General features: G+C 69.9%; 23 protein-coding genes. 6 read left to right on the top strand and 17 right to left on the bottom strand.

The window, feature by feature from the left end; all coding sequences use genetic code 11:
- The first annotated feature begins 877 nt into the window (after positions 1-877).
- The gene (locus tag OHT77_RS01290; RefSeq protein WP_328826022.1) at positions 878-1,396 is read left to right on the top strand and encodes a hypothetical protein; all 519 of its coding nucleotides are present in this window, start codon (positions 878-880) and stop codon (positions 1,394-1,396) included.
- A 340-nt stretch (positions 1,397-1,736) separates the two neighbouring features.
- Here OHT77_RS01290 and OHT77_RS01295 read toward each other — a convergent pair whose 3' ends face one another.
- Genes OHT77_RS01295 through OHT77_RS01310 form a run of 4 tightly spaced genes read right to left on the bottom strand, consistent with a single transcriptional unit; the run spans position 1,737 to position 5,641 of the window.
- Positions 1,737-2,360 (bottom strand): GTP-binding protein, encoded by a 624-nt coding sequence (locus tag OHT77_RS01295; protein ID WP_328826023.1) that lies wholly within the window; start codon positions 2,358-2,360, stop codon positions 1,737-1,739.
- On the bottom strand, positions 2,341-2,721 hold the full coding sequence (locus OHT77_RS01300; protein ID WP_328826025.1) for a DUF742 domain-containing protein: 381 nt from the start codon (positions 2,719-2,721) through the stop codon (positions 2,341-2,343). Before OHT77_RS01300 ends, OHT77_RS01295 begins: the two co-directional genes overlap by 20 nt.
- A gap of 14 nt (positions 2,722-2,735) precedes the next feature.
- Entirely contained in the window at positions 2,736-3,167 is a 432-nt protein-coding gene (locus OHT77_RS01305; protein ID WP_266779333.1) for a roadblock/LC7 domain-containing protein, read from the bottom strand.
- Positions 3,164-5,641, bottom strand: coding sequence for a sensor histidine kinase (locus OHT77_RS01310; RefSeq protein WP_328826026.1), 2,478 nt, complete (start codon positions 5,639-5,641; stop codon positions 3,164-3,166). The genes OHT77_RS01305 and OHT77_RS01310 overlap by 4 nt, the downstream gene beginning before the upstream one ends.
- Positions 5,642-6,463: 822 nt before the next feature.
- Here OHT77_RS01310 and OHT77_RS01315 point away from each other — a divergent pair.
- Positions 6,464-6,628: a hypothetical protein gene (locus OHT77_RS01315; protein ID WP_328826027.1), complete on the top strand. Its 165-nt coding sequence runs from the start codon at positions 6,464-6,466 to the stop codon at positions 6,626-6,628.
- Between the two features lie 28 nt (positions 6,629-6,656).
- Here OHT77_RS01315 and OHT77_RS01320 read toward each other — a convergent pair whose 3' ends face one another.
- The 7 genes from OHT77_RS01320 to OHT77_RS01350 form a co-directional block, all read right to left on the bottom strand.
- Positions 6,657-7,811, bottom strand: a complete 1,155-nt coding sequence (locus OHT77_RS01320; protein ID WP_328826028.1) for a peptidase C39 family protein — start codon at positions 7,809-7,811, stop codon at positions 6,657-6,659.
- Positions 7,812-7,884: 73 nt separating this feature from the next.
- Positions 7,885-9,987 carry an iron ABC transporter permease gene (locus tag OHT77_RS01325; RefSeq protein ID WP_328826029.1) on the bottom strand — a complete coding sequence of 701 codons (2,103 nt, stop codon included), beginning with the start codon at positions 9,985-9,987 and terminating at the stop codon, positions 7,885-7,887.
- Positions 9,984-11,045, bottom strand: coding sequence for an iron-siderophore ABC transporter substrate-binding protein (locus OHT77_RS01330; RefSeq protein WP_328826030.1), 1,062 nt, complete (start codon positions 11,043-11,045; stop codon positions 9,984-9,986). The genes OHT77_RS01325 and OHT77_RS01330 overlap by 4 nt, the downstream gene beginning before the upstream one ends.
- 107 nt (positions 11,046-11,152) lie before the next feature.
- Positions 11,153-12,055 carry an ABC transporter ATP-binding protein gene (locus OHT77_RS01335; protein WP_328826031.1) on the bottom strand — a complete coding sequence of 301 codons (903 nt, stop codon included), beginning with the start codon at positions 12,053-12,055 and terminating at the stop codon, positions 11,153-11,155.
- A 139-nt stretch (positions 12,056-12,194) separates the two neighbouring features.
- Positions 12,195-13,076 carry a helix-turn-helix domain-containing protein gene (locus tag OHT77_RS01340; RefSeq protein ID WP_328826032.1) on the bottom strand — a complete coding sequence of 294 codons (882 nt, stop codon included), beginning with the start codon at positions 13,074-13,076 and terminating at the stop codon, positions 12,195-12,197.
- A gap of 256 nt (positions 13,077-13,332) precedes the next feature.
- Positions 13,333-13,938 (bottom strand): dihydrofolate reductase family protein, encoded by a 606-nt coding sequence (locus tag OHT77_RS01345; RefSeq protein WP_328826033.1) that lies wholly within the window; start codon positions 13,936-13,938, stop codon positions 13,333-13,335.
- A gap of 111 nt (positions 13,939-14,049) precedes the next feature.
- Positions 14,050-14,856 carry a sulfite exporter TauE/SafE family protein gene (locus OHT77_RS01350; RefSeq protein ID WP_328826034.1) on the bottom strand — a complete coding sequence of 269 codons (807 nt, stop codon included), beginning with the start codon at positions 14,854-14,856 and terminating at the stop codon, positions 14,050-14,052.
- A 91-nt stretch (positions 14,857-14,947) separates the two neighbouring features.
- On the opposite strand from OHT77_RS01350, the gene OHT77_RS01355 reads away from it, so the two are divergent.
- On the top strand, positions 14,948-15,742 hold the full coding sequence (locus OHT77_RS01355; protein WP_328826035.1) for an AraC family transcriptional regulator: 795 nt from the start codon (positions 14,948-14,950) through the stop codon (positions 15,740-15,742).
- 288 nt (positions 15,743-16,030) lie between these two features.
- On the opposite strand, the gene OHT77_RS01360 is transcribed toward OHT77_RS01355, so the two are convergent.
- Both OHT77_RS01360 and OHT77_RS01365 read right to left on the bottom strand, forming a co-directional pair.
- Positions 16,031-16,177, bottom strand: a complete 147-nt coding sequence (locus OHT77_RS01360; protein ID WP_328826036.1) for a hypothetical protein — start codon at positions 16,175-16,177, stop codon at positions 16,031-16,033.
- A 196-nt stretch (positions 16,178-16,373) separates the two neighbouring features.
- Complete coding sequence (locus tag OHT77_RS01365) at positions 16,374-16,934, bottom strand: TetR/AcrR family transcriptional regulator (RefSeq protein ID WP_328826037.1); 561 nt, start codon at positions 16,932-16,934, stop codon at positions 16,374-16,376.
- Between the two features lie 148 nt (positions 16,935-17,082).
- Here OHT77_RS01365 and OHT77_RS01370 point away from each other — a divergent pair, with 148 nt between their 5' ends.
- From OHT77_RS01370 to OHT77_RS01380, 3 genes are read left to right on the top strand one after another with little or no spacing between them, the layout of a single operon-like run.
- Complete coding sequence (locus tag OHT77_RS01370; RefSeq protein WP_328826038.1) at positions 17,083-18,132, top strand: aldo/keto reductase; 1,050 nt, start codon at positions 17,083-17,085, stop codon at positions 18,130-18,132.
- 46 nt (positions 18,133-18,178) lie between these two features.
- Entirely contained in the window at positions 18,179-18,550 is a 372-nt protein-coding gene (locus OHT77_RS01375; RefSeq protein ID WP_328826040.1) for a VOC family protein, read from the top strand.
- A 55-nt stretch (positions 18,551-18,605) separates the two neighbouring features.
- Positions 18,606-19,631 (top strand): SDR family oxidoreductase, encoded by a 1,026-nt coding sequence (locus OHT77_RS01380; RefSeq protein WP_328826041.1) that lies wholly within the window; start codon positions 18,606-18,608, stop codon positions 19,629-19,631.
- 653 nt (positions 19,632-20,284) lie between these two features.
- Here OHT77_RS01380 and OHT77_RS01385 read toward each other — a convergent pair.
- From OHT77_RS01385 to OHT77_RS01400, 4 genes are all read right to left on the bottom strand, one after another.
- Positions 20,285-21,151, bottom strand: a complete 867-nt coding sequence (locus tag OHT77_RS01385; RefSeq protein WP_328826042.1) for a hypothetical protein — start codon at positions 21,149-21,151, stop codon at positions 20,285-20,287.
- A gap of 251 nt (positions 21,152-21,402) precedes the next feature.
- Complete coding sequence (locus OHT77_RS01390) at positions 21,403-22,500, bottom strand: barstar family protein (protein WP_328826043.1); 1,098 nt, start codon at positions 22,498-22,500, stop codon at positions 21,403-21,405.
- Positions 22,501-22,992: 492 nt separating this feature from the next.
- Positions 22,993-23,694, bottom strand: a complete 702-nt coding sequence (locus OHT77_RS01395) for a SecDF P1 head subdomain-containing protein (protein WP_328826044.1) — start codon at positions 23,692-23,694, stop codon at positions 22,993-22,995.
- Positions 23,691-24,236, bottom strand: a complete 546-nt coding sequence (locus OHT77_RS01400) for a SigE family RNA polymerase sigma factor (protein ID WP_328826045.1) — start codon at positions 24,234-24,236, stop codon at positions 23,691-23,693. Before OHT77_RS01400 ends, OHT77_RS01395 begins: the two co-directional genes overlap by 4 nt.
- Between the last annotated feature and the right edge of the window lie 575 nt (positions 24,237-24,811).

The raw sequence follows: 24,811 nt of genomic DNA on the forward strand, positions 1-24,811 counted from the left end.
CCAGCGACGGATGCGTCGATCAGGATGGGCCTGGGCGGATGCGAGTGTGGCTTTAAGCAGTGTGAGCAGGCGTGGCGGGTATGCCGCGCGGGAGGTAGGCAGGCCCAGCAGGACACGGTGACACATCGGGCACATCGGTGGCCTCGGCGAACACCCGTATGGTGCCTGTCACGCAGACAGAAAACGGATCGATCGCCTACCTCAATACCGGCAGTGGCAGGAGCCCGCCGCCGACTGCTGCTGCACCGTGTATGTCCTCTGCGGCCCCGCCCCTACCGCGAACGCCCGTCCGGCCCCGCCTGCGCCCGACGGACCCGCTGAGGGTGTCTGGCTCCCCGACGCGCCCGCGTTCGAGTTTCCGAGCGGCGTGGGAGGGCAGCCCGCGAGCACCAGGCAGGCGAACAGCACAGGTGATGCGGCACGGCGGGCGGAACGCATGATGACCCCTCATGGGCATGCGGAAGCTGAGCCGATGCTGCCCTACCCGCCTGCCGGTCTACCGCGGGGGGGGTAGGGGCGTTGGGCGCACGGATGCGCACGCCCCGCGCCGCACCCCGCATATCGCCACCACCCGTGAACCATGCCTGGGCGGGCAGGGACAAGGCGCATCACCATCGCGTGACCGCGGCAACGGTTGCGCCGCACCTGGCCTGCGGCGCCCTGCGGCTCTGGTGACGTCGTCGCGGAGTGGCTTGGACGGTGACGGTGGTTCAGCTCGTGGGCATGGCCGATTCGGGTGCTTGCCCAACTCCAGCCCGTTGGGCAAGTGGTCACGGTCGGGGCAGGCGGCGTGTCACAGGATCGGTTTCAACATCGTCGAAGTATCTGAGACCGCGTTGAGACCGCTCTGAAGGGAGGGTCGGTCACGCTCTGCGGCATGACGACGACGGCCCCGCCAGGGGCAGCGGACGGGGAGGGGATCACCATGAACGGCCTGCGACTGATCCGTCTGCACGCGGCGGCCTTCGGGCGCTTCGCCGGGCTGGGCAGCGGGGTCACTCTGGCAGCCTCGGCGGCCCTGGTCCTGCTGTCGCAGTGGATTCCGTGGATGGCGGCGAACGCGCTGACCACCGTCGCCTCCACCGTAATCGCCACAGAGTTGCACGCCCGCGTCTCGTTCGGCCACGGACGGCCCGGCCTGGCCGGGCACCTGAAGAGCGCTGCCACCATCGCCGCCGGCTGGCTGGTCACCTCCGCCGCGGTCGGCGCGCTGGCCACACTCAGGCCCGGCGCCGGACTCGTCCTGCAGCAGACGGTGTACCTGTCGGCCACCGCGCTCGTCGGGATGGGCCGCTATCTCGTACTGCGTCTGGCGGTGTTCACCGAGAGCACCCCGCAACGCCGGACCGGCGGCGAAGTCCGGCGGCTGCGGGCCACCTGTGAGGCGGCGGCGTAAGTCCGTGGCTGTGCTTGACGCAGGAGGGCCGTCTGGTTCGGGACATCGCGACACTGCCCTCGGCCCGTCGGCGCATCGCCTCCCCCACGGCGGTAGCTCTGGTATTACCGCGCGATCAGGTGCGTGCCTCTGAACCGATTGCCGGGCAGGACAAACTTGCCCATCCGTTGGACGCCCCCCGAGTCAACCCACTCAGACGGCAGAGAGCGGCCAATCTGTGCCTGGGCCGTGCCCAGTTCGGCCGCGGAGGCCAAATCAGCGTGTTGATCCCGGCAAGCCCTGCAGCCGGCCGACGCACACCTAGCACTCTCCGGACAGTCCACCTCTCAAAGGCCCAGGGCTAGAGGGACGCAGCGGCCTGACCTGCCATCAGGTGTTCGACGAGCGCCAACAGCACATTGCGGCCGTCCGCTCGGTCGCGGGCGTCACACAGCACCAGCGGAACCTGGGGGTCGAGAGCGAGTGCTGTACGGATCTCCTCCGTGGTCCTGTCCCGGACGCCGTGGAAGCAGTTGACGCCGACGACGAAGGGGATTCCCCGGCTTTCGAAGAAGTCGATCGAGGCGAAGCTCGTCTCCAGGCGCCGGGTGTCGACCAGGACCACCGCACCCATCGCCCCATTGACCAGGTCGTTCCACATGAACCAGAAGCGTTCTTGCCCGGGGGTGCCGAAGAGATAGACCACGAGCTGGTCACTGATGGTGATCCGCCCGAAGTCGAGTGCGACGGTGGTCGTGACCTTGCTGTTCAGACCTTCCAGGTCGTCGACGCCGATGCTGGCCCGGGTCAGGTACTCCTCGGTGTGCAGCGGCGCGACCTCGCTCACCGAGCCGACCAGGGTGGTCTTCCCGACGCCGAATCCGCCGGCAATCAGAATCTTCACCGCCAGGGGCGCGGTGTCCGTCTGTTCCGCTGTGCGGCCCGAGGGCCGGCCGGTCGCGTGCTCAGAGCTGGCGTAGTCCATCTCTCACCGCCTCGAGGATTGCCATGTCGGACACTTCGCCCTGCCGTGTGACGGGTCGCGGTGAACGGGCCGACACCCGTCCTGCGTCGACCAGATCGCCGATGAGGATCTTCGTCAGCGCCACCGGGAGGCGCAGTTCGGCGGAGACCTCCACGACCGCTTTGGAGTCCCGGCACATCGCGAGAATCGTGCGGTGCTCCGGTTGCATCCTGGGCACGGCAGGCGTCGCCCGCGTGGCGCCCTCGGGCAGCGTCGTCACCAGGGTGATCAGTGTCAGATCCGCCCGCTCAGTGCTGGTACGCCCGCTGGTGATGGTGTAGGGACGGACCAGTTGCTCGTCGGCGTCATCGTCGTCGAACACCTCAGTCCAGTGTTTCATCCGGCTCTGCCTGGGTCGTCGGCCGACGGCGTACGCGCGTCGGCGCGCAGACGCTGGCCGACCTGCTGAACCAGGGTGTGCATCGCAACGCTCATCAGCTCGGCGTCGACTTCCTGGTCGGCAATCACTGCCAGGTGGGTGCCGCGGCCCGCGGAGACGACGAACAGCCACAGGCCGGCCATCTCGACGATGACCTGATGTACCGGACCGCCGCCGAAGAGCTGGCCGGCGCCACGCGCCAGGCTCTGCTGGCCGGTGGCGATCGCGGCGAGCCGCTCCGAGTCCGAGCGTTCGATGGTCTGCGAACGACTCATCACCAAGCCGTCGTCCGTCAGCAAGATGGCGTGCCTCGTACCCGTCACCTGGTCGACCAGGCCGTCCAGAAGCCAGTCCAGGTCCACGTTGGTGGCCGTCGTTCGCTGCGTCATTCTCGATCATCCGTCCTGGAGGGGCCTGGCGATTCGGGCGAGGGGGGATCTTCACTGCTGCCGTCGCCGTAGGCGTCACCATTGCTCTTGCCACGGCCGCTGCTGAGGCCATGACCCGTGCCGGAACCGCCGCTCTCACCACCGTCGTCGAAGCTCCCGCGGTGGCCGACGCTGGCGAGATCGTCGCCGAATCCGTCCGCGGCGTCGCCGTCCGAGCCGCTGCCGCTCCGGCTCAGCCGGGACTGCCGCTGGAACGCGCCGATGGTGGCCCCTGACCGGCCAGGCTGGTGGGGGATCGACCAGGGCGTCGGATCGTCCGGACTGTCCGGCTCGGCCGGGATCTGGAGTTCGGACGCAAGGCTGGCCTGGCGGACCCGCTGCGGCAGCGGCTGGGCATCGGCCGACGTGAACGGGGTTTCCTTGATCGCGTCCGGTGACGGGAGAGCGGTGGCCGTGATGTCGGCCATCGCGTGTCCCCTGGTGCGGAGGGGCAGTTGCCCGTCCCTGTACGGCGCCTGCCGACTGATACTGGCGTCGTCCGGGTGGCGTTTCGGGCCGGTCGGGAGCAGCCGCGCTTCCGGCGGGAGCTTGACAGGCTGGGGCTCCACGTCGGGCTGTTCCACTACCACCTGTTCCGGCAGCAGTACGATCACGCGGGTGCCGCCGAACGCGGACGGCCGCAGCTCCACCCTCAGGCCGAGGCCCGCGGACAGCCGGGCGACCACGTATAGACCGAGCCGTACGTCATCCGCCTGGGTCATCACGTCCAGTTGTGGAGGCGCCTCCATCAAGGCGTTGACCGCGGCGTACTGCTCGGGTTCCATGCCCAGGCCGCGGTCTTCGATCTCAACAGCGATGCCCCGGCTGACCATGACGGCCCGTACCTCAACCGGGGTCGGCGGTTTCGAGAAGACGGCCGCGTTCTCCATCAGCTCCGCCAATATGTGCGCGAGCGGGCTCACCGCCCGCTCGGACACCCAGGGCTCGCCCTCCACGTCGATGGAGATCCGGTCGTAGTCCTTCACCTCGCCCTGTGCGGCACGCAGGACGTCCATCAGTTGGACCGGCTTGCGCCAGCGGCGCTGCGGCTGGCCGCCGCCGAGGATGACCAGGTTCTCCTCGTAGCGGCGGAGCCGCGCGGTGAGGTGGTCCAGGGCGAACAGACCGTCCAACAACTCCGGGTCCTCGTGGGTGCGTTCCAGCTCGTCCAGCTTGCGCAGCTGGAGGCCGATGAGGAGTTGGGTGCGTCGGGCGATCCGCTGAAGCAGGCGCTCGAAGCCACGGTGCTGCTCGGCCTGGCGCACGGCCGTGGACACGGCGCTGCGGCTGGCGGCGTTCAGGGCCCGCCCGAGCTCCCCGAGCTCGTCGGGGGTGGGCTCGACCAGCCGGACCTCGCGGTCCACGTCGACGTTCTCGCCGCGTTCCAACCGGGCCACCACGTCGGGCAGTCGCTGCTGCAGTTCCACGGCTTCTTCGCGCAGGCCGTAGATGCGCCGGCGCAGCACGACGGTGAGGCGCCAGCTGGTGGCAATGACCAGGATCACGGCGAGCAGTCCGATGGCGCTGACGATGACGAGGTTCTGCCGGAGCTGGCTGACGCTGTCGGCGGAGACCTCGTCCACGTGCGCGGCCCGCACATCGACCAGGCTCCGCAGCAGTGGGTAGTTGGCGTCCACCGCACTGCGCCATTGAGCGTGGATCTGGCCGAGGACCAACTCGCCCTGCGAGTGGTGGGGACCGGCGACGATGATCTGCTTCTCCAGGTCCTGCTGGCTCGCCCACGACTTGGCGGTCGTCAGCGCCTTGTACGTGTCGCGCTCGTCGTGAGTGAGGCTGAGGTCGACCCGATGGAGCAGGTAGCTCTGGGCGCCGACAGCGTCGACGAACACGTCGAATTCGGCGACGCTCAGGTGCCCGATCTGCCAGTCGCGGCCGAGCAGCGCGTCCTCGCGCCCGATCATGTCGATGGCGCCGTAGAGATCGACGCTCGTATGCGACAGGAGAGTCACGTCGGCGTTGCTGGAGCGGCCCAGCGCGGTGAAGACGGTGATCAGGGAGTCCACGGTGCCGTTGTAGTAGTCGAATGCCGTCTTCTCGCCTGCTGACCCGGTGTCAACTGCCTTGCGCTGCACGGAGATCCGGTCGAGATCGCCCGTGGTGCCGGCCAGGGCCGCGCTGAGTCCCTGCTGCCCGTGCGACGTGCTCTCGGCGGCCACCGGACGGAAGTCGGCTATCGCCCTGTCCGTCGCGGTGCGCGCGTCGGCCAGCCGGCCACGCGTGCCGGTGTTGCCGGTGTCGGCCTGTGCCTCCGCGGTGAGCCGGCGCTCTTTTTGCAGGGACTGGAAGAGGGCGAACGAAGGCCCGCTCAGTGAAGCGGTCAGTTCCCCCTGGGTTCTCTCCGCCTGCCAGCGAGTGGCCAGTTGGTACGTGCTCAGACCCCACAGGGGTGCGAGTGCGAGGCTCGGTACGACCACGAGAATGATCAGAACCGTACGCAGAGGCAGGCGACGGGGGCCGCCTCCGGGCTCAACTACCCCTGAGGGAAGGCCGGTTGACGGCGCCCCGGCGGCCGTGGGCGGGTCCTCGACGGCCAACATTCCGGTTCGTCCACCGCCGAACCTTCCCAATCCGGTCACTTCGCTGGCACTCCCCCCACCATTCGGCGCATCCATGAGGAAAAATCGGCAAATCCCGGCGCCTGAACGGCTGATAGTAGCCACATTCGATCGCAGCCCGTAGGCCTTTCGTCGCACTCTGCGGAACTGGCTTCCCAAGGGTCCCTTCCAGCCAGGTGCGCGCGGTTCGTCGGCTGGGAGCGCATCGGCGTGAAGGTCCCTACGGTTCCGCCGGACACCGTTCGCCGAGATCCCCCACCCGGTGCTCAGCAACGCGACTGGCCCTGCGGGGCATGGAACCGTCGGTCAACGCACGGGCTGTTCCACCGTCAGCAGGTGCATCACGCCCGGATGCCAGCCGCTCCACGGGGCAGTACGTCAGTCCGCTCCGGCTGCCTCCCGGTTACTGCGGGACCCCTCGCGAACGCCGGTCGTCACGGGCTCGCGGGGCCACGCGGCGGCGAGTGGTGTTGCGCGTGGGCATGCCTTCTCCATGCTCACCGTGCGGCCTTCGAACCGGGCCCGGACAGCGACGCACGCGGGCGTGACGGGGACGTCGTGCCGGGACGGCTCAACCGAGATAGGGGCACCGCCGCGAAGCGGCCATCCACATGGCACCGTCCCTGGTCGCCAAGGACTTGGCACTCATCGACTACCTGGCAGCGTCCGTGGGAGCGCCCCATGGTCCAGCAGGAGGCAAACCACCAGCTCGTCGCCCAGGCGATGGCCGCGGGGCCGGGACACAGCGACGGCGTCTCCGGACTGGCCGAACTCCCACGGCACAACGCGACGGCCGAAGCGGAACCCCCGTCGCGGCAGGAGACCCGACCGGCCGGCTCCCGGTGACGCCCCGTCCCGCAGCACAAGGGAGGTTCTACGGGCGCTGCCCGTCCTCCTCGTCGGTGGGTTCCGGAAGGGAGGCGACGGAACGCGGCCCCGGTCCGTCGCCGATGAGTACGGCGCCGTGGAAGCCGTCCGGCGGTGCGGCCGACATCGTGGCGAGGGACTCGTCGGCGATGGGCAACAGGTGGGCGTCGACCCAGGTGTCCCCCGTCGTCGTACCGGCCCACGGGTCCTCGATGACGACGGCCCCGTGCACCGTGCCGTGGCAGAACACCCAGTGCGGTACGTCGAAGCCCTGCATCCCAGCGAGTGAGATCAGCAGGAGCACACGCTCACGTCGCTCGATCGCGCTCCGTATTCCGGTCAGGGGCAGGGCCTGCGCTGCGATCGGTACACCGATCCGTGCCGCGTCCGCACGGGACATGCGCTGGAGGTGGGCACGCCACTCCTGTTCGGTCTCCGGGAAGTGGTCGAGCAGGACGGGCCGGTCCACGTCGAGGTGGACGACCACAGACGACGACGACGGCCAGGCCCGGCGCACGGCGACGCCCAGTCCGACGGGTTCGCACGAGGGGAAGTTCGTCGCGTCCCGCCACAGCGTCAACTCCGCGCGCCGGTCCAGCGATTCAGCCGGCAGCAGGCCCGCGTGCGCCTGGGCGACGAGCGCGGTCACGGCACCGCACGAGAAGTGCGTGGTCTGCCGGTAGTACGGAGGCTCGGTCACCGCCGGGCCGGTGTGCAGCCAGCGGACGTAGCCGGACGCGGGCCCGACCGCCTCCCCGGTGCCGTCCGCGAGTGGGGGCCGCAGGGCGGTGAAGCCCGCGGCGGCGACGTCCTCGGGGTGTGCCGTCCAGCCTTCCCATTTGACCTGTACGCAGGCCCGGGCACGTGCGTGCTCCACGACGGCAGCGACGGCCGCCGGTACGTCGCCCACGGCGTCGACGATCTTCAGGTAGGCCGTGTGCGGGCGTGCCGTGACCAGGGCCGCGCCGGCCCAGAGCGCCTCGTCGCCGCCCCTGGCGTTCCCGACGGCGACGATGTGGGCGCCGTGGGCCGAGCGGTCCACCGCCTGCCACCGCTCCAGCACGTCACGGTGCCCGAGCCGTCGCAACGAGTCGGGCAGCGTGTCGGGGTCGAACGGCACGACGGTGCGTTCGGCGGGCGCTTCCTGCGGGGACGACGGCATGCGCGGTACTCCTGGCGGGTCGGTGAGGGCGGGACGGGGCGACGGTGAAGGAGCGCCGTGTGCGCTCCCGTCGTCATGCGCGGGATTTCCGGAGCACCCAGATGAAGTACGGGCCGCCGACCAGGGCGATCATGAGGCCCGCCGGTACCTGGGCCGGCGCGACGACCGTGCGCCCGAGGGTGTCGGCCACGCACACCAGCACGCCGCCGAGCAGCATCGAGACCGGGATCGAGCGCCCGTGCCGTGCGCCCACCAGGGACCGGGCGAGGTGCGGGGCCACGAGACCTACGAAACCCACGACGCCGACGGCGACCACGCTGAGCGCGGCGAGGACGGCGGCGATCGCCAGTGCCGCGAAGCGCGTGCGCTCCACCCTGACGCCGACGATGCGTGGGGTGTCCTCGTCGACGGCGAGCAGATCGAGCCTGCCGCGCATCGCGATCAGCACCGGAAGCGCCAGCGCGAGGGCCACCGCCACCGGTACGACGTCGGGGAACTCACGGCCGTAGGTCGTACCGGAGAGCCAGGTGAAGAGCTGCGGTGTGTCGTACGGGTCGGCGCGCAGCAGCAGGAAGGTGGTGACGGAGCTGATGCCGTACCCACAGCCGATGCCGATCAGTACGAACCGGTCGGGCAGGAAGCCGCCGCGCCAGGAGAGCAGGGTGATCAGCGCGAACGTGGCGAGGCCTGCCGCGACGGCGACCGCGACGAGCACGGGCCGCCCGCCGGGCATGCCGGACGTGACGACGGCTGCCGCGCCCAGTCCGGCGCCCGCCGTGATGCCGAGCACGCCCGGTTCGGCCAGCGGGTTGCGGACCGCGCCCTGCACGACGCATCCGGCCAGTCCGAGTGCCGCGCCGGCGAGCACCGCGGCCGTCACCCGCGGGACCCGGTCGTCGAGCGCCTGCCCGATCAGTTCCGGGGCAGCCCCGCGCAGCCACAGGCCGATGTCACCGGTCCGCAGCCAGATGCTGCCCGCCAGGGTCGCCACCAGGACCGCCGCGAACAGGAGGACGACCGCGCCGGACACGACGAGAAGGAAACCCCGGCGCGAGCGTACGGCGACCCGCACGTGAGGCGGCTGCCTGAGTTCCCCGGTGCCACGCAGACGCAGGGCGAGGACCACGATCACGACGGAGCCGAGCAGCGCGGTCGGTACACCGGTGGGGATGGAGGCGGCGCCGTTCGCACCCTGGATCGCGCGCAGGGTCGCGTCCGCGAGAAGGATGAGCAGCGCGCCGAGCAGTCCGGCCGCCGGAATGAGCAGGAGGTGCCGGCGCAGTGCCCGGGCCCGCCCGGCGATCAGCCGGGCCAGGACGGGCGCGCCGAGGCCGACGAAGGAGATCGGGCCCGCGAGGGTCACCGCCGTGGCGGTCAGGACGACCGCGCAGACCACGGCGGTCACGCGGGTCGTCCGGATCGGCACGCCGAGGGTGGACGCGGTGTCGTCGCCGAGGTTCATCACGTCGAGCCGCCGCGACAGTGCCAGCGCGACGCACAGCACCACGGCCATGACGGGGAACGCGCGGAGCGACGCGTCGATGTTCATCTGCGAGAGCGAACCGCTCCCCCAGGCGAAGAGACCGATCGTGTTCTGCTTGAACAGGATCAGGAGCATCCCGCTCACCGCGTCCAGTGCCATCGCCATCGCCGATCCGGCGAGGATGAGACGGGTGCCCGAGGTGCCGGAGGCCCGTCCCGCGAGGAGCAGTACGAGGGCGGCCGCGACGAGACCGCCGGCGAAGGCGACGGCGCCCGACGCCCACAGGGGGACGGAGATGCCGAAGGCCGCGACGGCGGTGAGCGTCACGTAGGCCCCGGAGGTGACCGCGAGGGTGTCGGGCGAGGCGAGCGCGTTGTGCGTGACGGACTGGAGCAGTGTGCCGGCCGAGCCGAGGGCGAAGCCCACGGCCACGCCCGCCAGCAGGCGCGGGAGGCGCGAGCCGGTGAGGATCTCACCGACCGGCGCCCCGGCGCCGGTCTGCCGTTTCCCGGCGAAGTAGTGCACCAGGTCGCCGACGCCGACGCCCGATGTCCCCTGCGTCAGGTGCCACATGCCCACCAGGACGGTCAGGAGGAGCAGCACACCCAGGACGGCCGCCCCGGTGGGGCCGCCGCCTTGCGGCAACGCTTCGCCCGGCGGCGCCTTCACCGGCTCCCGTGTCGATGTGCTCACTTGTCGAGTACGTCGACGTACGCGTCGATGGCCTGCTCGCAGGAGAGCGGGCCGCCCGCGCCCCACACACCGGACGGGAACGCGTGCGCGCGCCCGTCCTTCACGGCCGGCATGCTCTTCCAGAGCGGGTTCTTCTTCAGCGCGGCGACATAGCCGTCGGCGCCCTCGTCGGCGGAGTAGAAGAGGTTGGCGTCACCCACCGAGGTGAGTCCCTCGACGTCGGTCTGTGCGAGGCCGTAGGAGGGGTCGACGCCGCCGTCGCCGTGAGCCTTGTTGATGGTGTCGGTCCAGGCGGGGGTCATGCCGAGTTCCTCGCCTATCTGGGTGAAGAGGGCCCCCTTGCTGTAGGGGCGGATGACCAGGTTGCCGCTCTCCAGCCAGCCGTCGAAGAACAGGAACTTCTTCGTCGGGAGGCCGGCGTCGGCGACCTTCTGCTTCGCCGCCGCGAGGTGCTGGTCGAACTGCTTGAGCACCTGGTCGGCGCGCTCGGTGCGTCCCGTCGCCTTGGCGATCATGCTGAACACGTTCTTCATGTTGCCGAGCGGGTCCTTCGGGTCGGCGCCCTTCGTGGCGATCACGGGAACGCCCCGCTTCTCCAGCTTCACGAGGGTCTCGTCGTTCGCCTTGAACGCCTCGACGACGATGAGGTCTGGCTTCGTGGCGTAGAGACTGTCGAGGTCGGGCTCCCCGCGGTTACCGATGTCGGTCACACCGCTGGGCAGCTTCTCGGCACTGACGTAGGTGCTGTACCCCTTCTTGTCGGAGACGGCGGTGGGGGTGACGCACAGGGTCAGCGCGTCCTCGACCTGCTGCCACTCCAGGACGGCGATCCGCTTCGCGGGCTTGGCGAGCGTGATCTTCCGGCCGACGCCGTCGGTGAAGGTGACCGGCTTCGTCGAGGTGGTCGTGGTGTCGTCGGCACAGCTCTTCGACGCCGGCGAGGCACTGGCCGTGGTGCCCGCCTCGACCTTGTCGACATCGGTCGTGCCGCAGGCGGATACCGAGAGGGCGAAGAGCCCCACGGAGGCCGATGCCACCAGACGGTGGGCACGGTTCATGAACAAGCCTCTTTCTTGATGTCCCGCGGTGTCCCTGCGGGTGTTCCTGCGGGTGTTCCTGCGAGTGAGCGCGGCGGCGGAGACGCCGGTTCAGACGGGATGCCGGTTCAGACGGAATGCCGGCCGATCGGGTCGATGCGGAGCCGGCCGGTGCGCGGGTCGACGCCGACCTCGACACCGATGTCGTAGACCTCACGGATGTTCTCGGCGGTGAGGACGTCGGCGGGTTCGCCCATCGCGTGCACACGGCCCGCGCGCATCAGGACGAGCGTGTCCGCGACGCGGGACGCCTGGTCGAGGTCGTGGAGCACGATCCCGACCGCGATGCCGTGGTCCTCGACCAGATCGCGCACGAGGTCGAGCGTCTCGACCTGGTAGCGCAGGTCCAGGTGGTTGGTCGGTTCGTCCAGCAGGACGACGCCGGTGTCCTGGGCGAGACAGGCGGCGAGCCAGACCCGCTGCATCTCGCCGCCGGACAGTTCGCCGACCGGCCGGTCGGCCATGCCCCGTACGCCGGTGACGCCCATGGCGCGGTCGACGGCGGCGCGGTCCTCGGCACTGGGCCCGGCGAAGCCGCGCCGGTACGGGTGGCGGCCGAACGCGACGACCTCCGTGACCGTCAGCCCCTGGGGCGCGGGCCGCGACTGCGAGAACAGCGTGACTTCGCGGGCGAACTGACGGGCGCTGAGCAGCGCCGCGTCGCGCACGCGCGGCCCGTCGGTGTCGACACCGGGCCGGAGTTCGGCTCCGTCGTCGGTTGCGCGCCCGAGGGTGATCCGGCCGTCGTCGACCTTGTGCAGCCTGGAGAGCGCGCGCAGGAGCGTGGACTTCCCGCTGCCGTTCGGCCCCACCAGGGCGGTCGCGCGGCCGGGTTCCAGGGCGATGGAGACGCCGTGGACGACCGTTCTGCCGCCGTACCGCAGCACGAGGTCGTGCCCGTCGAGGGCGGCGACCGGCGTTGCCGGTTCCGCGGCGACGCGGTCGGCGGGCCGGAAAAGACTGGTGAACATCGAGGGATCCGGACGGTCGGAGGAGCAAGGACTACGGCACCCTCGACCGGCGGGCACGACAAGCACCGCCCGCCGCCCGCATTCGAACTAAGGGTTACCTAAGTCCCTGCAGCTTATGTTTCGGCCGCCCTGTCGACAATCAGGAGTTGTGGACAGGCGATACGGGATTCCGGACACTCCCCGGGCCGCCGTCACCCGCGCCGAAGAACGCGCCCGGTGTGGTGCCCATGACCCGCCGGAAGGCGACGATGAAGGAACTGGGCTGCGCGTAGCCGAGCGTCTCGGAGACCGTCATCACGTCGAAGCCCTCGGAGAGCAGCACCAGCGCCCGGTGCACTCGCAGCATCTGCCGCCACTGCGCGAAGGACAGCCCCGTCGCGGTGCGGAACGCGCGCGTGACGGTACGCTCGCTCATACCGAGCCACCGCGCCCACTCCTCCAGCGAACGGCCGTCGGCGGGATCGTCCAGCAGCGCCTCGGCGATGGCGTCGATGCGGGCGTCGCCGGGCAGGCGCAGGGCGAACTGCCGCTCCGCGGGCCGGATCACGTCGAACACGACCGACTCCGCCCGCGCCCTGGCCCCCGCGTCGAGATCCGTGCGGTAGAGGTGGGTCAGCAACGACTCCAGCAACGGTGTGATCGCGATCGCCGTCGGCTCCCCGGACGCGAACGCGAACGACGCGTGCTCAGGAGCGAAGAACGCGTGATGGAACTCCGAGCCCGCCGTGGCACGCCCCCCGTGCACCACTCCGGCGGGCATCCACAGCCCCTCTCCCGCGCACACGGTGAAGACACGGTCCTCCACCCGGGACGTCAACGTCCCCCCACGCACCCAGACGAGCTCGTGCAGGCCATGCGAGTGCGGCGCCCACTCCGTGGGAACGGGAGGCACGTGAAATCCGGCCGCGATGGCGAACGGCTCCACGGTCACTTCAGGAAACGCGCCGGGCGGATGCACCACGGTGCCCGCCTCGCGGCGCCATGTCCCGACACTGACTTCACCACGGGACGACCGGACCATGCGGCGAGTCTATCGAGCGCGTCTGTGAGGATTCGGCCCGGTACGTCGGCCAGGGAACCTCCGAGCGCGGGCGGGCGACGGTCTCAGGACAGGTCCCCTCGGAGCGCGTTGGGCGCGTGCGTCGGTCGGGATAGCGGTGCGGGCGGCTGCGGCGCGGCCGATCCCGCATCCGGTACGGCGTGGCGGGAAAGCCACACCATCGCGGCAGCCCCGGGCGTTCACTTGCCGACTCCCCCACATGACACCCGGCCAAGCCCTAGTAGCTGTCGTAAGCAGGCTCACCGTTCGGTCGATAGACGCCGACGATGGTGCCGCCCTTCGTCGCCGAAACGCTGACCGGCTCCAGAGCCGCAGGGATCGCTCCGTCGGCGAACAGCCGCTTGCCGGTGCCGATGATCACCGGATGGATGGTCAGCCGGTACTCGTCGACCAGGCCGTGTCGCATGAGGGTCTGGGCGAGGTTGCCGCTGCCGACGACATTGATGGCACCGCCGTCGGACGCCTTCAGCTCGCGTACGGCAGCGACGAGATCGCCCTCCAGCAGCGTGGAGTTCTGCCACTCGACAGACGTCAGGGTCCGAGACGCCACGTACTTGTGCATGCCGTTCATCCGACTGGTGAACGGGTTGTCGGGATCGGCGGTCGGCCAGTACGACGCGAAGATCTCGTACGTCTTACGGCCGAGCAGCATCGCGTCGGCGTGCTCGTACCAACCGGCGATGGCCGCGCCGACCTCGTCGTCGTCCACCGGCTTCTGCCAGCCGCCGCGCTCGAAGCCGCTCTCGGCGTCCTCGTCCGGACCACCCGGCGCCTGCATGACGCCGTCCAGCGTCAGGAACGTGCAAACGATGATCTCGCGCATGGTGCGCTCCCTTCGTCAACGGACAGACCGCACCACCACCGAAAACTCATCGGCGGCACGTCCGCGGCGCAACACGAAGGGCGTCGTCTGGATCTCGTCTGGATCAGCACGTCATACCCCGATGGCCACCATCACGATCAGGACGACCACCAGCAGGGCGATGTAAGCGGCCGAATGAACACGGTCCGGGACGCGGCCGGTGACCCGTCGCGCCAGCAGGATGGTCGGCAGCGAACCGAAGAGCAGGGCGGCGCCCGCACCGAGATCGACGTAACCGAGCTGTCCTGAACCGGCCAGGGTGGTGGGGGCAAGGGCGTAGACGAGGGTCCCGGCCACGGCGACCGGGACGCTCAGCGGGTTGGCCATGGCGGTCGCCTCGGCCATGGGCAGGCCCCGGCGGCGCAGCAGGGGAACCGTCATGACGCTGCCGCCCACCCCGAGTCCGGCAGCCACCAGACCGATGCCCGTGCCGCCGAGGGTGGTGGTGCCCCGGCCCAGTGGCTCGGGACGCGTGCGGTGCGCCACAGAAAGGAAGCCCTTGCGCAGCAGACTGTCGGCGATCGTCACCAGCAGGTAGGCGGCGAAGAGAAGGCGCAGCACAGTCCCGTCGATCAAGGTGGCGGCGAAGGCTCCGGCCGCGGCGCCGAGCGCGATGAACGCCGCCAACGGCCAGACGTACGCGCGGCGCAGGCGGCCCTGACGCCACTGAGCCAGCGTCGCCGCCCCGGCGTTCACGACCATGACCGCCGCCGAGGTCGCCACGGCGACGTGCATGGCGTCCGCTCCCGGACGCGCCGTGACGCTCAGGACGCCGTAGACGACAGGAACCGGGACGAAGCCCCCGCCGAAGCCGAAGAGCACGGTCGTGATGCCGGTCAGGCATCCGAACAACAGGAGGATGAAGAGGGAGGTCAGCACTGGTACGACGGTAGGGATCATGAGGTGTGACGGGCAATCGATGAATTGCCTACTTCCTACGCGCAGTGGACACGACGCGTAGTCTCGCGGCATGCGCAACATCCCCGTCGCGGAGGTGGACGACCTCGACCGTGCCGTCCTGGCCATCGGCACCGACTACCCCCACGACCACCTGCTCGTCCGGCACGAGCACCGGCGTGCCCAGGTCCTGTACGCAGCCACCGGCGTCATGCGGGTCGAGACGGCGGACGGCAGTTGGACGATTCCCACCGCCCGTGCGGTGCTGATCCCGCCCATGGCCAGGCATCAGGTCACGATGACCGGGGTCAGCACCCGCAGTCTCTACATCGAGCCCGCCGCCGTGCCGTGGTTTCCCGCCCGTTGCCAGGCCGTCGATGTCTCCGTCCTCCTGCGGACGCTGATCCTGGAGGCCGTCGAGATGGAGCCGCGCTACCCCGAGCACAGCCGTGACGCGGCGGTCGCCACCCTCATCCTCCACGAGCTCAGGAACCTCACCCCTCTGCCGCTCGACGTGCCCCTGCCGTCCGATCCCGGCCTGCGCGGCCTGTGCGAGGCGTTCCTGCGAAAGCCCGACATCCACGATCCGCCGGCACGCTGGTGCGCGGTCCTCAACATCAGCGAACGCACCCTCGCCCGCCTCTTCCGACGCGACACCGGCCTGAGCTTCTCGCAGTGGCGCCAACGCGCCTGCGTCCTGCACTCCCTACGGCACCTCAGCACCGGCACGCCGGTCACGCGCGTCGCGACCATGCTGGGCTATGACAACCCCGCCGCCTACACAGCCGCGTTCAAGAAACTCCTCGGCCGACCGCCGACGGCGTACCGGAGCCCGGGCACCGGTAGCGTCCAGAGCCGCGGGGCCTGATCAACGCATACGGACGCGGTGACCGTGAACTTCGGCCGGGCTCCGTGCGGCCTCGCCACTGGGCCTACGCAAACGCGGTGCTCGGTGGCGGAACAGGGCCAGTCGTCTGACCGGGGGCCCGGATGACCAGCAGCCCGACAGCCATCGTAGAAGCCTCGTTCCAGCAGGTCGGCCGCCCTCGCTGCCGCGGTGTTTGCGGTGGGACCGCTGGTTCTTGCTGGTCGGCGCTGGAAATGTGCGGGAGGAGTCCCACGCCCGCGCGGCCCCGGCCAAGTTCTCCAGCCGTATTCACTTGCGACGCAGCATGCGGTGCAGCCGGTCGAAGGCTCCGGCCGTCTGCCGTCGCTCCAGCCCGCGACAGGGGGTCTGCCCGAAGCCAAAGACGAAGCCGAAGTCCAACGAGAGCCGCTGCCAAGGGATCCCGGTGTAGAGCACGAAAAGCTCCCCCTGCAGAGGCAATCGCTTCAGCACCGGCCGAGGACCCGGTACCCGCTCGGGCCTGGGTGGTGGCACAGCCGCGAACAACACCCAACTCGTCGTCCACGACTCACGACTTGACGCTTGCACCCTGGCGAGCGGCTTCGTGGTCGTCACGGATACGGCCGAACGGTATCGCTGCGCAGCGCCGTGTTCAGTGCTGTTGTGGGCGAAAGCCGTCGATCGCGAGGTCCATGAGGCGGGCTGCCTGGGCGGCGCCCTCCGGGCTGTCCGGTGTCCGCCACAGGCAACTGAGCAGCATGATCACGTCGACGGGGTCGATGCCGGGGCGTACCTCGCCGGATTCGACGCAGGCGTCGAGGAGGCGTTGGACGGCGGCGGTGACGGGGGGCCAGGAGGCGCTGACGACCTCCTGGGCGGCGGCGGAGTGCAGTGCTTCGCCGAGCCCGTGCTTGATGCGCACATAGCCGGTCAGGGTGGTGAACCAGCTGCGCAGCGCCTCCAGCGGGGGCTGGGTGGCGAGGACTTCCGTCACGGTGTCGGTGAGCCGGTCGATGCCGTGCTGATGGACCTCCAGGAGCAGCGCTTCGCGGGTGGGGAAGTGCCGGTAGAGGGTGCCGGGGCCGACGCCCGCGCGCTTGGCGATCGAGTTGAGCGACACGTCGGGCGACTCGGTGAGGGCGTCGTGGGCGACCTGGAGGATCGCCTCCCGGTTCTTGAGTGCGTCAGCGCGCTGCCGTGCGGGCTCGGACATGGGTCCTCCTGTCGTCGGGGTGGCGATGGGGCGATGAAGTGTGCGGGCGACTGGCTCCGATTGCGATGCGGAGAACTCTCCGCTACGGTCGAGAGAGCCAACCGGAGAACTCTCCGATTGTGTCGTCCCTCATTGTAGGAGATCCCCCGTGCGTTACATCAAACTCGGCCGCACCGGCCTCGATGTCTCTCCCGTGGCCGTCGGCGCCATGACCTACGGCGACCCCGACCGCGGCCACCCCGTCTGGTCCCTCGACGAGGAAGCCAGCCGGCCCCTGATCAAGCACGCCCTCGAAGCGGGCATCAACTTCTTCGACACCGCGAACATGTACTCCTACGGCTCCAGCGAGGAGATCCTCGGCCGCGCCCTGAAGGACTACGCGAACCGCGACGACGTCGTCATCACCACCAAGGTCCGCCACACCATGCGCCCCGGCCGCCCCAACGGCGGCGGCCTGTCCCGCAAGGCGATCATGTCCGAGATCGACGCCAGCCTGCGACGACTGGGCACCGACTACGTCGACGTCTACATGATCCACCGGTACGACAACGGGACCCCGCTGGAGGAGACCCTGGAAGCGCTGAACGACGTGGTGAAGGCCGGGAAGGCCCGCTATCTCGGCGCATCCTCGATGCACGCCTGGCAGTTCGCCAAGGCCCTGCACCTCCAGGAGCGGCACGGCTGGGCACGCTTCGCGACCATGCAGGACCACTACAACCTCCTGGCCCGCGAGGAGGAGCGCGAGATGCTGCCGCTCTGCGCCGACGAGGGCGTCGCCACCATGGTGTGGAGCCCGCTGGCCCGAGGCCGTCTCGCCCGCCCCTTCGACCAGGCCAACACCGGTGCGCGCGCCGCCACCGACGGCGGTTTCGCCGACCTGCTGTACAAGGCCAACGCCGACAGCGACCGCGAGATCATCGACGCGGTCGGCGCCGTCGCCGAGGACCGCGGCGTCAGCCGCGCACAGATCGCCCTCGCCTGGCTGCGCCGCAACCCGGTCGTGGCCGCGCCCCTCGTCGGCGCCCGCACCGTCCAGCAGATCGACGACGCGGTGGCGTCCCTCGACCTCGACCTCACCGACGCCGAGGCGCGGCGGCTCGAAATGCCGTACACCCCCCGCCACGACTTCCAGGGCGTCTCCGACGAGCGCGAGCTGGAGCGCATCAAGGCCATGATCCCGGGCTACGCCAACCTCTGACCCGGACCGGCTCTGCACCCGCGCCCCCACGACTCGAGGAGTCGACATGACCGAACCCGTAGGCCGGCTGGGATCCCTGTCCCTGGACTGCGACGATCCACGAGCACTCGCGGCCTTCTGGGCGGCGACCCTCGGCGGCGAGATCACCGTCGAGTCCGACGGCTTCTGCGCGGTGGACCTGGGCGCACTTCTCCTGGTCACCGTCCGCGTCCCCGACCACCGGCCGCCGCAGTGGCCGGACGGCACGCCGAAGCAGTTCCACCTGGATGTGGCCGTCACCGACCTGGAAGCGGCCGAACAGCTCGCGCTCGCCGCCGGCGCGACCAAGGCCGCCGGCCAGCCCGCCCCGGACCGCTGGCGGGTCCTCCTGGACCCCGCGGGCCACCCGTTCTGCCTCACCACGCTCATCCCCGCATGACGCCCGTCCACGAGACGCGGGCTCCCATCCAACGCTGTCAAGGAGGACTCGAATCATGGCTGAAGTACTGGTGACATGCGGTACGGGCTACATCGGCAGCTGGTGCATCCTGGCACTGCTGAACGCCGGACACTCGGTGCGTACGACGGTCCGCAGCCTGTCGCGCGAACCGGAACTGCGGGCGATGCTGCAGCGGGGCGGAGCCCCGGCCGACGCACCGCTGCGTGTGGTGCCCGCCGATCTGACGAAGGACGCGGGCTGGCCGGAGGCGGTGCGGGGCTGCGACGCCGTCCTGCACGTCGCCTCCCCGACCCTGACCAGCACCCCCCGCTCGGACGAGGAGATGGTCACCCCGGCCCGCGACGGTGTCCTGTGTGTCCTGCGGGCATCCCGCGACGCGGGCGTGAAACGCGTGGTCCTGACCTCGGCGATCGGTGCCGTCGCCTACGGCCATCCGGACCGGGACAGACCGTTCACCGAGGACGACTGGACGGACGTCGACGCGGGCATCGAGCCGTACCAGAAGTCGAAAACCCTCGCGGAACGCGCCGCCTGGGACTTCATCAGGGAACAGGGCAACGGGCTGGAACTCGCCACCGTGAACCCCACCGGCGTCCTCGGCCCGGTCCTGGGACCCGACTTCTCCCCGTCCCTCGGACTGATCCAGCGCATGCTGAACGGTTCGATGCCCGTGGCCCTGAAGTTCGCCTCCGGCTATGTCGACGTACGCGACGTGGCTGACCTCCACCTGCGCGCCATGACCGACCCGGCGGCCTCAGGACAGCGGTTCATCGCCACGTCGGGGCAGAGCCTGTGGGTCCGCGACGTCGCCGCGATCCTCCACCGACGCCTCGGGGAACGGGCCGATCGCGTCCCCACCCGCGAGATGCCGGTCTGGGCGGCGCGCGGCCTCTCCCTGGTCCGACCCGAACTGCGACCGCTCCGCGCACTCCTAGGCAAGAACCTCGACGCCACCTCGGAAAAGGCCCAGCGCCTCCTCGACTGGAAGCCGCGCCCCGTCGAGGACACCATCATCGAGACCGCCGAAAGCCTCCTGGCACTCGACACCACCACCGGCTGAGGCAGCCGACCAGGGCGTCGACCAGCAGCCATCGACGGGGAAGCCCGCGCGAAGAGTGCCCACCGTGGCGGCTCGATCCGTGCCCATAACTCGCCGTACAGGCCGCCGACTTGACGCTTACACCCTCACGAACGGCTCGATAGTCGCATCGGTCGCCGCCCAGCAGCAGCGCAACCCGAGAAGTGCTGAGCGTCCGTCCAGGCCGACCGACCAGAGTCTTCGAGGACGGCATGACGGACTCCTGCCGGTTTCGGTTCCTGTGATCGATCTCGCCGGAACATCCCGGACGGCGAATCGGGCCCCACGCACACAAGCGCGCGGCAGCGCCGCAACAGGGTCCCCTGGTATTCGGCCGTTACCACCCGGAACTGCCAAGAGGCCCTGCCGAACGCTGAGCGGCGGGCTTCTCAGAAACGGCCTAACTCACGGTCCAGACCTGGGCCGCTGCCGGGTGTGCGTCGGCGCAACTCCACTGGATGAGCTGGCTGCCGGGGGCCGCGAACAGCTGTGTCATCTTCGACCAGCCCATGGTCACTAACCGCCTCCTCTGCACCGGTGTAGTGGCCGTGTTCATCAGGTCTGCAGGGTCGTACTCGGTGATCCCGTGGACGAAGGACGGCGGCACGTTGCTCCCTGCGAGGTCAGAAGGGGGGTCAGCGGCTGAGGTCGAACACGCCCCAGGTGGTGAACGGCTCGGCCTGGACGTAGATCCTGCTTCCTCGGCCGACGACCCGCCGACGGCCGGGGGCAGAGCCATCGGGCGGGAGGAGCAGGCCGGCGTCCGATGGCTCGACGGATGTGTCCACGATCTCTCCATGGGCGAGTCGGTCCCGCTCTTCGCCGTAGCCACCGTAGAAGGCGACCCGCTCACCGTGGACTGCCACCGCTGTGGAGCCTCGTACGGGGTTCGCCCACACCCTCACGGGTCGATGGGTGCGGTCGGGGCGTATCTCGACGAGCGGGAAGTCCGTGTACGGGCAGGCCCAGGCGGTGGTGCCCGACACGTTAAGGGCGTAGCAGTCGAAGAGGCCGGGGATGCCGGCGTCGTCTGATGTCCAAGTGAGTCGGCCGGTGGCGCTCCAGCAGCGGATTCCCACCGGGTTCTCGTCGAAGTGCCCGACCCAGATACGGCTTGCCTCGTCCACGAGCAGGTGCTCGATGGCGTCCCCGACGGAAAAGGACGAGGTCTCACGGCCGAGCGCGTCGAAGACCTGGACCTGGTTCGCAACTTCGTCTCGGCGGGCGCGAGACGCGGCGACTACGAACCCGCCGTCGGGCAGGCAGTCCAGGTGCGGCCAGCGGGCTCGCACGGCGCTCAGCTCGGTGAGTTCGTCGTTGCCGTCCGGATCGACGGAAACGACCAGCGCGTCAAAGGGCCGGAGAGCGTGGCCAGGCTGCGGAACGCGGTCGGCAAGCAGCCAGTGGGCGGTGCCGAAAATGTCGACAGTACTGGTCAGAACGTGCCGGTCATGGTGCGCATGAGGCAGATGGGCGTAGGGAACGAGGACGGTCTTCTGCACGGTGGGCTCTCCTGAGTGGGCGGTCGGTCACAGCCAACGGACAATGCGCTGCGGCGACGGCGGGGCGCGAGCGGAGGAGAGCGGAGCGGGGCGCCTAGAAGGCATTGCCCTTTCTGGTCGTCATGAGGTGATCCTGGTCGCCAACCGACCGTGGGACAAGCCATTTAAGGTGCAGCTGAGCGCTCCAATTGGCACGATTCGCCCGCTGCAGGGCTTGCGCAGAAAGAGCGTCAGAGGGATCGGACAGCAGATCATGCCAAGGTGACGTCCATGCCGCCCTCGGCCAGGGTTTCAAGGATTGTGGTGAACAAGTTGTAGGGCTGACCGTCCGGTGTCAGGGCGTGGGACAGGTGCTCGCGGGCGGTCGCGGCGTCTCGCCAGAGCAAGGTGGCGGGGGCGGTGTAACCGAAGGTGCCGCGCAGGCAGTCGTCGAGGGCGGTGAGGCAGCCGCCGAAGTAGCCGCCGGGGCCGTTGACCGCCTCGCCGAGCGCCAGGTAGAGGGCTGGTTCGTCGGTGACGTACCGGCCGTCGAGTTCGTAGGCGTGACCGGCCGGCCGGTCACGGTGGGAGCGTCGGCAGCCCCGCTCGCGTACAAGGTCATGCCAGGCCCCGCGGCGGCGAGTGTCGAGGCCGGCCCAGGTGTTCACGACGATCGGTGGTCCGGCGAGCCATTGCTCCCAGATCGACCGGGCGTATTCGGGGACGGGTGTGAAGCGGCCTCCGTCGAGCTCAAGGTCGATCAGGTCCGCCCCGCAAGAGGATGGGCGCCAGGCACTGATCGTGGTCCACAGCAGCCAATCGGTGAGGAGCTCTCCTTGGCCGTCCCGTATCTCCAGCGCGGCCTCATCCAGGTCCAGAGCCCGCCGGGTGCCCTTCGCCAGTGCTGTCCTGAGCCGATCACTCGGCACGAGCCCTCGCAGGACAATCGGTGGGGGTACCTGCTCGGGCGACATGATGCGTGTGAACTCCCGGCACGAGCCCAACCAGCGATGCCCGTCGTGCACGCGAACGCGCCCCCTGTACCCCTCGGGTGGGCCTTCGTAGTCGTCCAGGCCGGTGAGCAGCCAACTGTCCGTCCCGACGAGCTGACCCGAACTCTCCGCGTCCTCCAGCAGCCAGGCATCGCATGCCTCATCCTCCGGTACCAGCCACACTCTGCTGCCGACCCAGCCGGACACGCCGGATCCCTCCGGAACCCAGCCGAACAACTCGTACGTCCCGCGCCGGCACCCTCCGAACAGCCCCTCCACCTCGGCGCAGACGCCCCAGACATGGCCGTGCTCCGTCTCGGTCAGCGCGTACGACGCGCTCCCGCGCGCCTTCTCGTCCTCATGCACAACGGAGATCATGCCCCGACCACGTTCGCACGACTAGGGCAGGATCTTCGCTGGTCGGAGCTGCATTCGTCAGCGCGGCTGTGCCTGCCACCTTGGTAGCCCAGAGGTCGTACTGCCTCGCACGTGGCCTGTATTCCGACCGGCCGGGGGCTCGGCACGATCGTGGGGAAAGAGCTACGGCACGGCATGCGTCCCTCGGGCACGGTCGGGTCACCGATCCCGCGCGCGCGAGATCGGCCATCGCAGTCGGCGCCAATGTGGCCCGGGCTGCTCACGGGCACCGTGTCGATCACGTTCGCCGGGTCCAGGCCTGGGACTTTCTCGGGCTCGCCGCCCACTAGCACGCGCCGCTCGTACCCGACGTAGGACATGCCCGTCGGTCCGGGCTCATGCTCGTACATGGGATGGAGAGCGGGTCCATGAGCGAGCCGGTGGCTGCGGCCGTCCGCGCACACACCGGGGACCGCGCCGACCGGCTCGCTCTCCTGCCCCGGGAGGAACAGGTCACCTCCCGGTATCCAGCCGGAGGGCGAGGTCTTGGGCGGTGGCGCTGGTGAGGTCTCCGTCGTAGACCCCAACGATTTCCAGACGGCCGCCGGTGATCGAGGAGGTCACGGAGGGCCCGCCCCAGAACTTCCCGTCTATGACGATGGCGAATTCGTTGCGCGGGGCCGAGTGGGCTGCGATGGAACCGGTGAGGGCGGCGAAACGGGTCCGGTCGGCGGGGCTGAGGGTCACCTCGACCCGCCAGGTGCCGACCTGAGTGCTTCGGGCGGCCTTGGCAGAGGCGGCGCGGACATCGGTCATACCCCTGGCCCGGTCAGCATGGACGCACATCGCTGGGTGGGTCGCGCCCGCGCGCACGCTGTAGCCCCCGCTGCCAGGAGTGCAGTCGGTATCCGTGACCGAGGTAACCGGCAGGATGGAGATCAGCGCCACCTTCTCGGCTTTCCCCGTCTCACCCGTGGCGGGCTGCACCACATGCGCGCGCTGGGTCGCGCCGTTCGCGACAGCCACCCAGGCGGTGGCGAGTACGGCGGCTGCGGCGATGCCGACTCCGGCGCGGGCCAGCCGTTGCCGCCGCCGGGCGACCTGCAACGCGCCGTCGGCCAGGCCGACCATATAGGGATCGACGGCATGGTCGCCGGTCTCCCGGACATGGGCATGCAAGGCCTCGTGCAGCGGGTGTTCGGTCGAGTCGTTCATGCGGTGTCACCCCTTCCGGAGACAGCGGAGGAGGCCGACGGCTCTGCCTCGGCCAAGGTGGCGCGGAGGGAGGCGAGGGCCTTGTGGGTCTGGCTGCGAACGGTGCCCTGCGCGATGCCCAGGATCGCGGCGGTCTCGGAGTCCGGCCGGTCCTCGAAGTAGCGCAGCACGATCACCGCGCGCTGGCGCCTGGGCAGCCGCCGCAGCGCGGCCATGATGTCCTGCCGCTGGACCACGCTGTCGACCAAGGCGGTGCCCTGCGCGGACGGCGGGTCCGGCAGGGTGTCGGTGACCGTCTTCCGTCCCCAGCTGAGCAGTCGGAAGCGGTCCACCTGCGCGTGGTAGATCGCCCGGCGCACATAGATCTCCGGCTGGTGCCGGTCGCGCAGCCGTGACCAACGCCGGGCAGTGGAGGCAAGTGCGGTTTGGACCAGATCTCGGCCCTGCTCCCAGTCCCCGGTCAGCAGATAGGCCGTGTGCAGCAGCGATCGCGACCGCGCCGCCACGAACTCGCGGAACTCACGTTCATCGTCGGCGTTCAAAGTGCCCTCCCTTGTTCCCCGTAAAGACGGGTACGGAAGGGGGTTCCACTGCCCTGCCTGTCAGACTTTCTTGACCACGACTCTGCCCGGGTCCTGGCGCGGTACGGCGCGGTGGTTCATGCGGCCTAGCTCTCCTACCAGTGGCTGACGTCATTTGGGACTACCGGGTCGTATAGAAGCGGCCCCGGACTGTGAAGATCACCCGCTTGTCAGAGCGGCCTGAAGACGACGACGGCACTCTCGCGGTCGGCCCGTTCGTGCCGCGCTGAGATCGGCAACGGGCGGCGGCCGCCATCTCAGACGGCGGCCGCGTGCCCGTGATCCGTGGCGTCCCCCGTCCGGCCACTGAAGCACTCCCTCCTGGCAGCCGGGCCTGGTGCGCTCCGGCATCGCTGCCCCAAGGGACGGTCCGGGCTGTCGGCGGCTTCCGCGGGAGAGGAAGACGAGCCCGGCGCTGGTGATGCCGCAGGCTCGCTCTGCTGCGGGACATGCCCTCACACCACCGCGAGCCCGGGGCGGGAGGACCGCTCTCACCGTAGGACTGCCGCCACCATGCAGGTCCGGCCTGTTGAGGA

Origin of the sequence: Streptomyces sp. NBC_00252 (assembly GCF_036187565.1) — a bacterium.
In the GTDB taxonomy this organism is placed as follows: Bacteria; Actinomycetota; Actinomycetes; order Streptomycetales; family Streptomycetaceae; genus Streptomyces.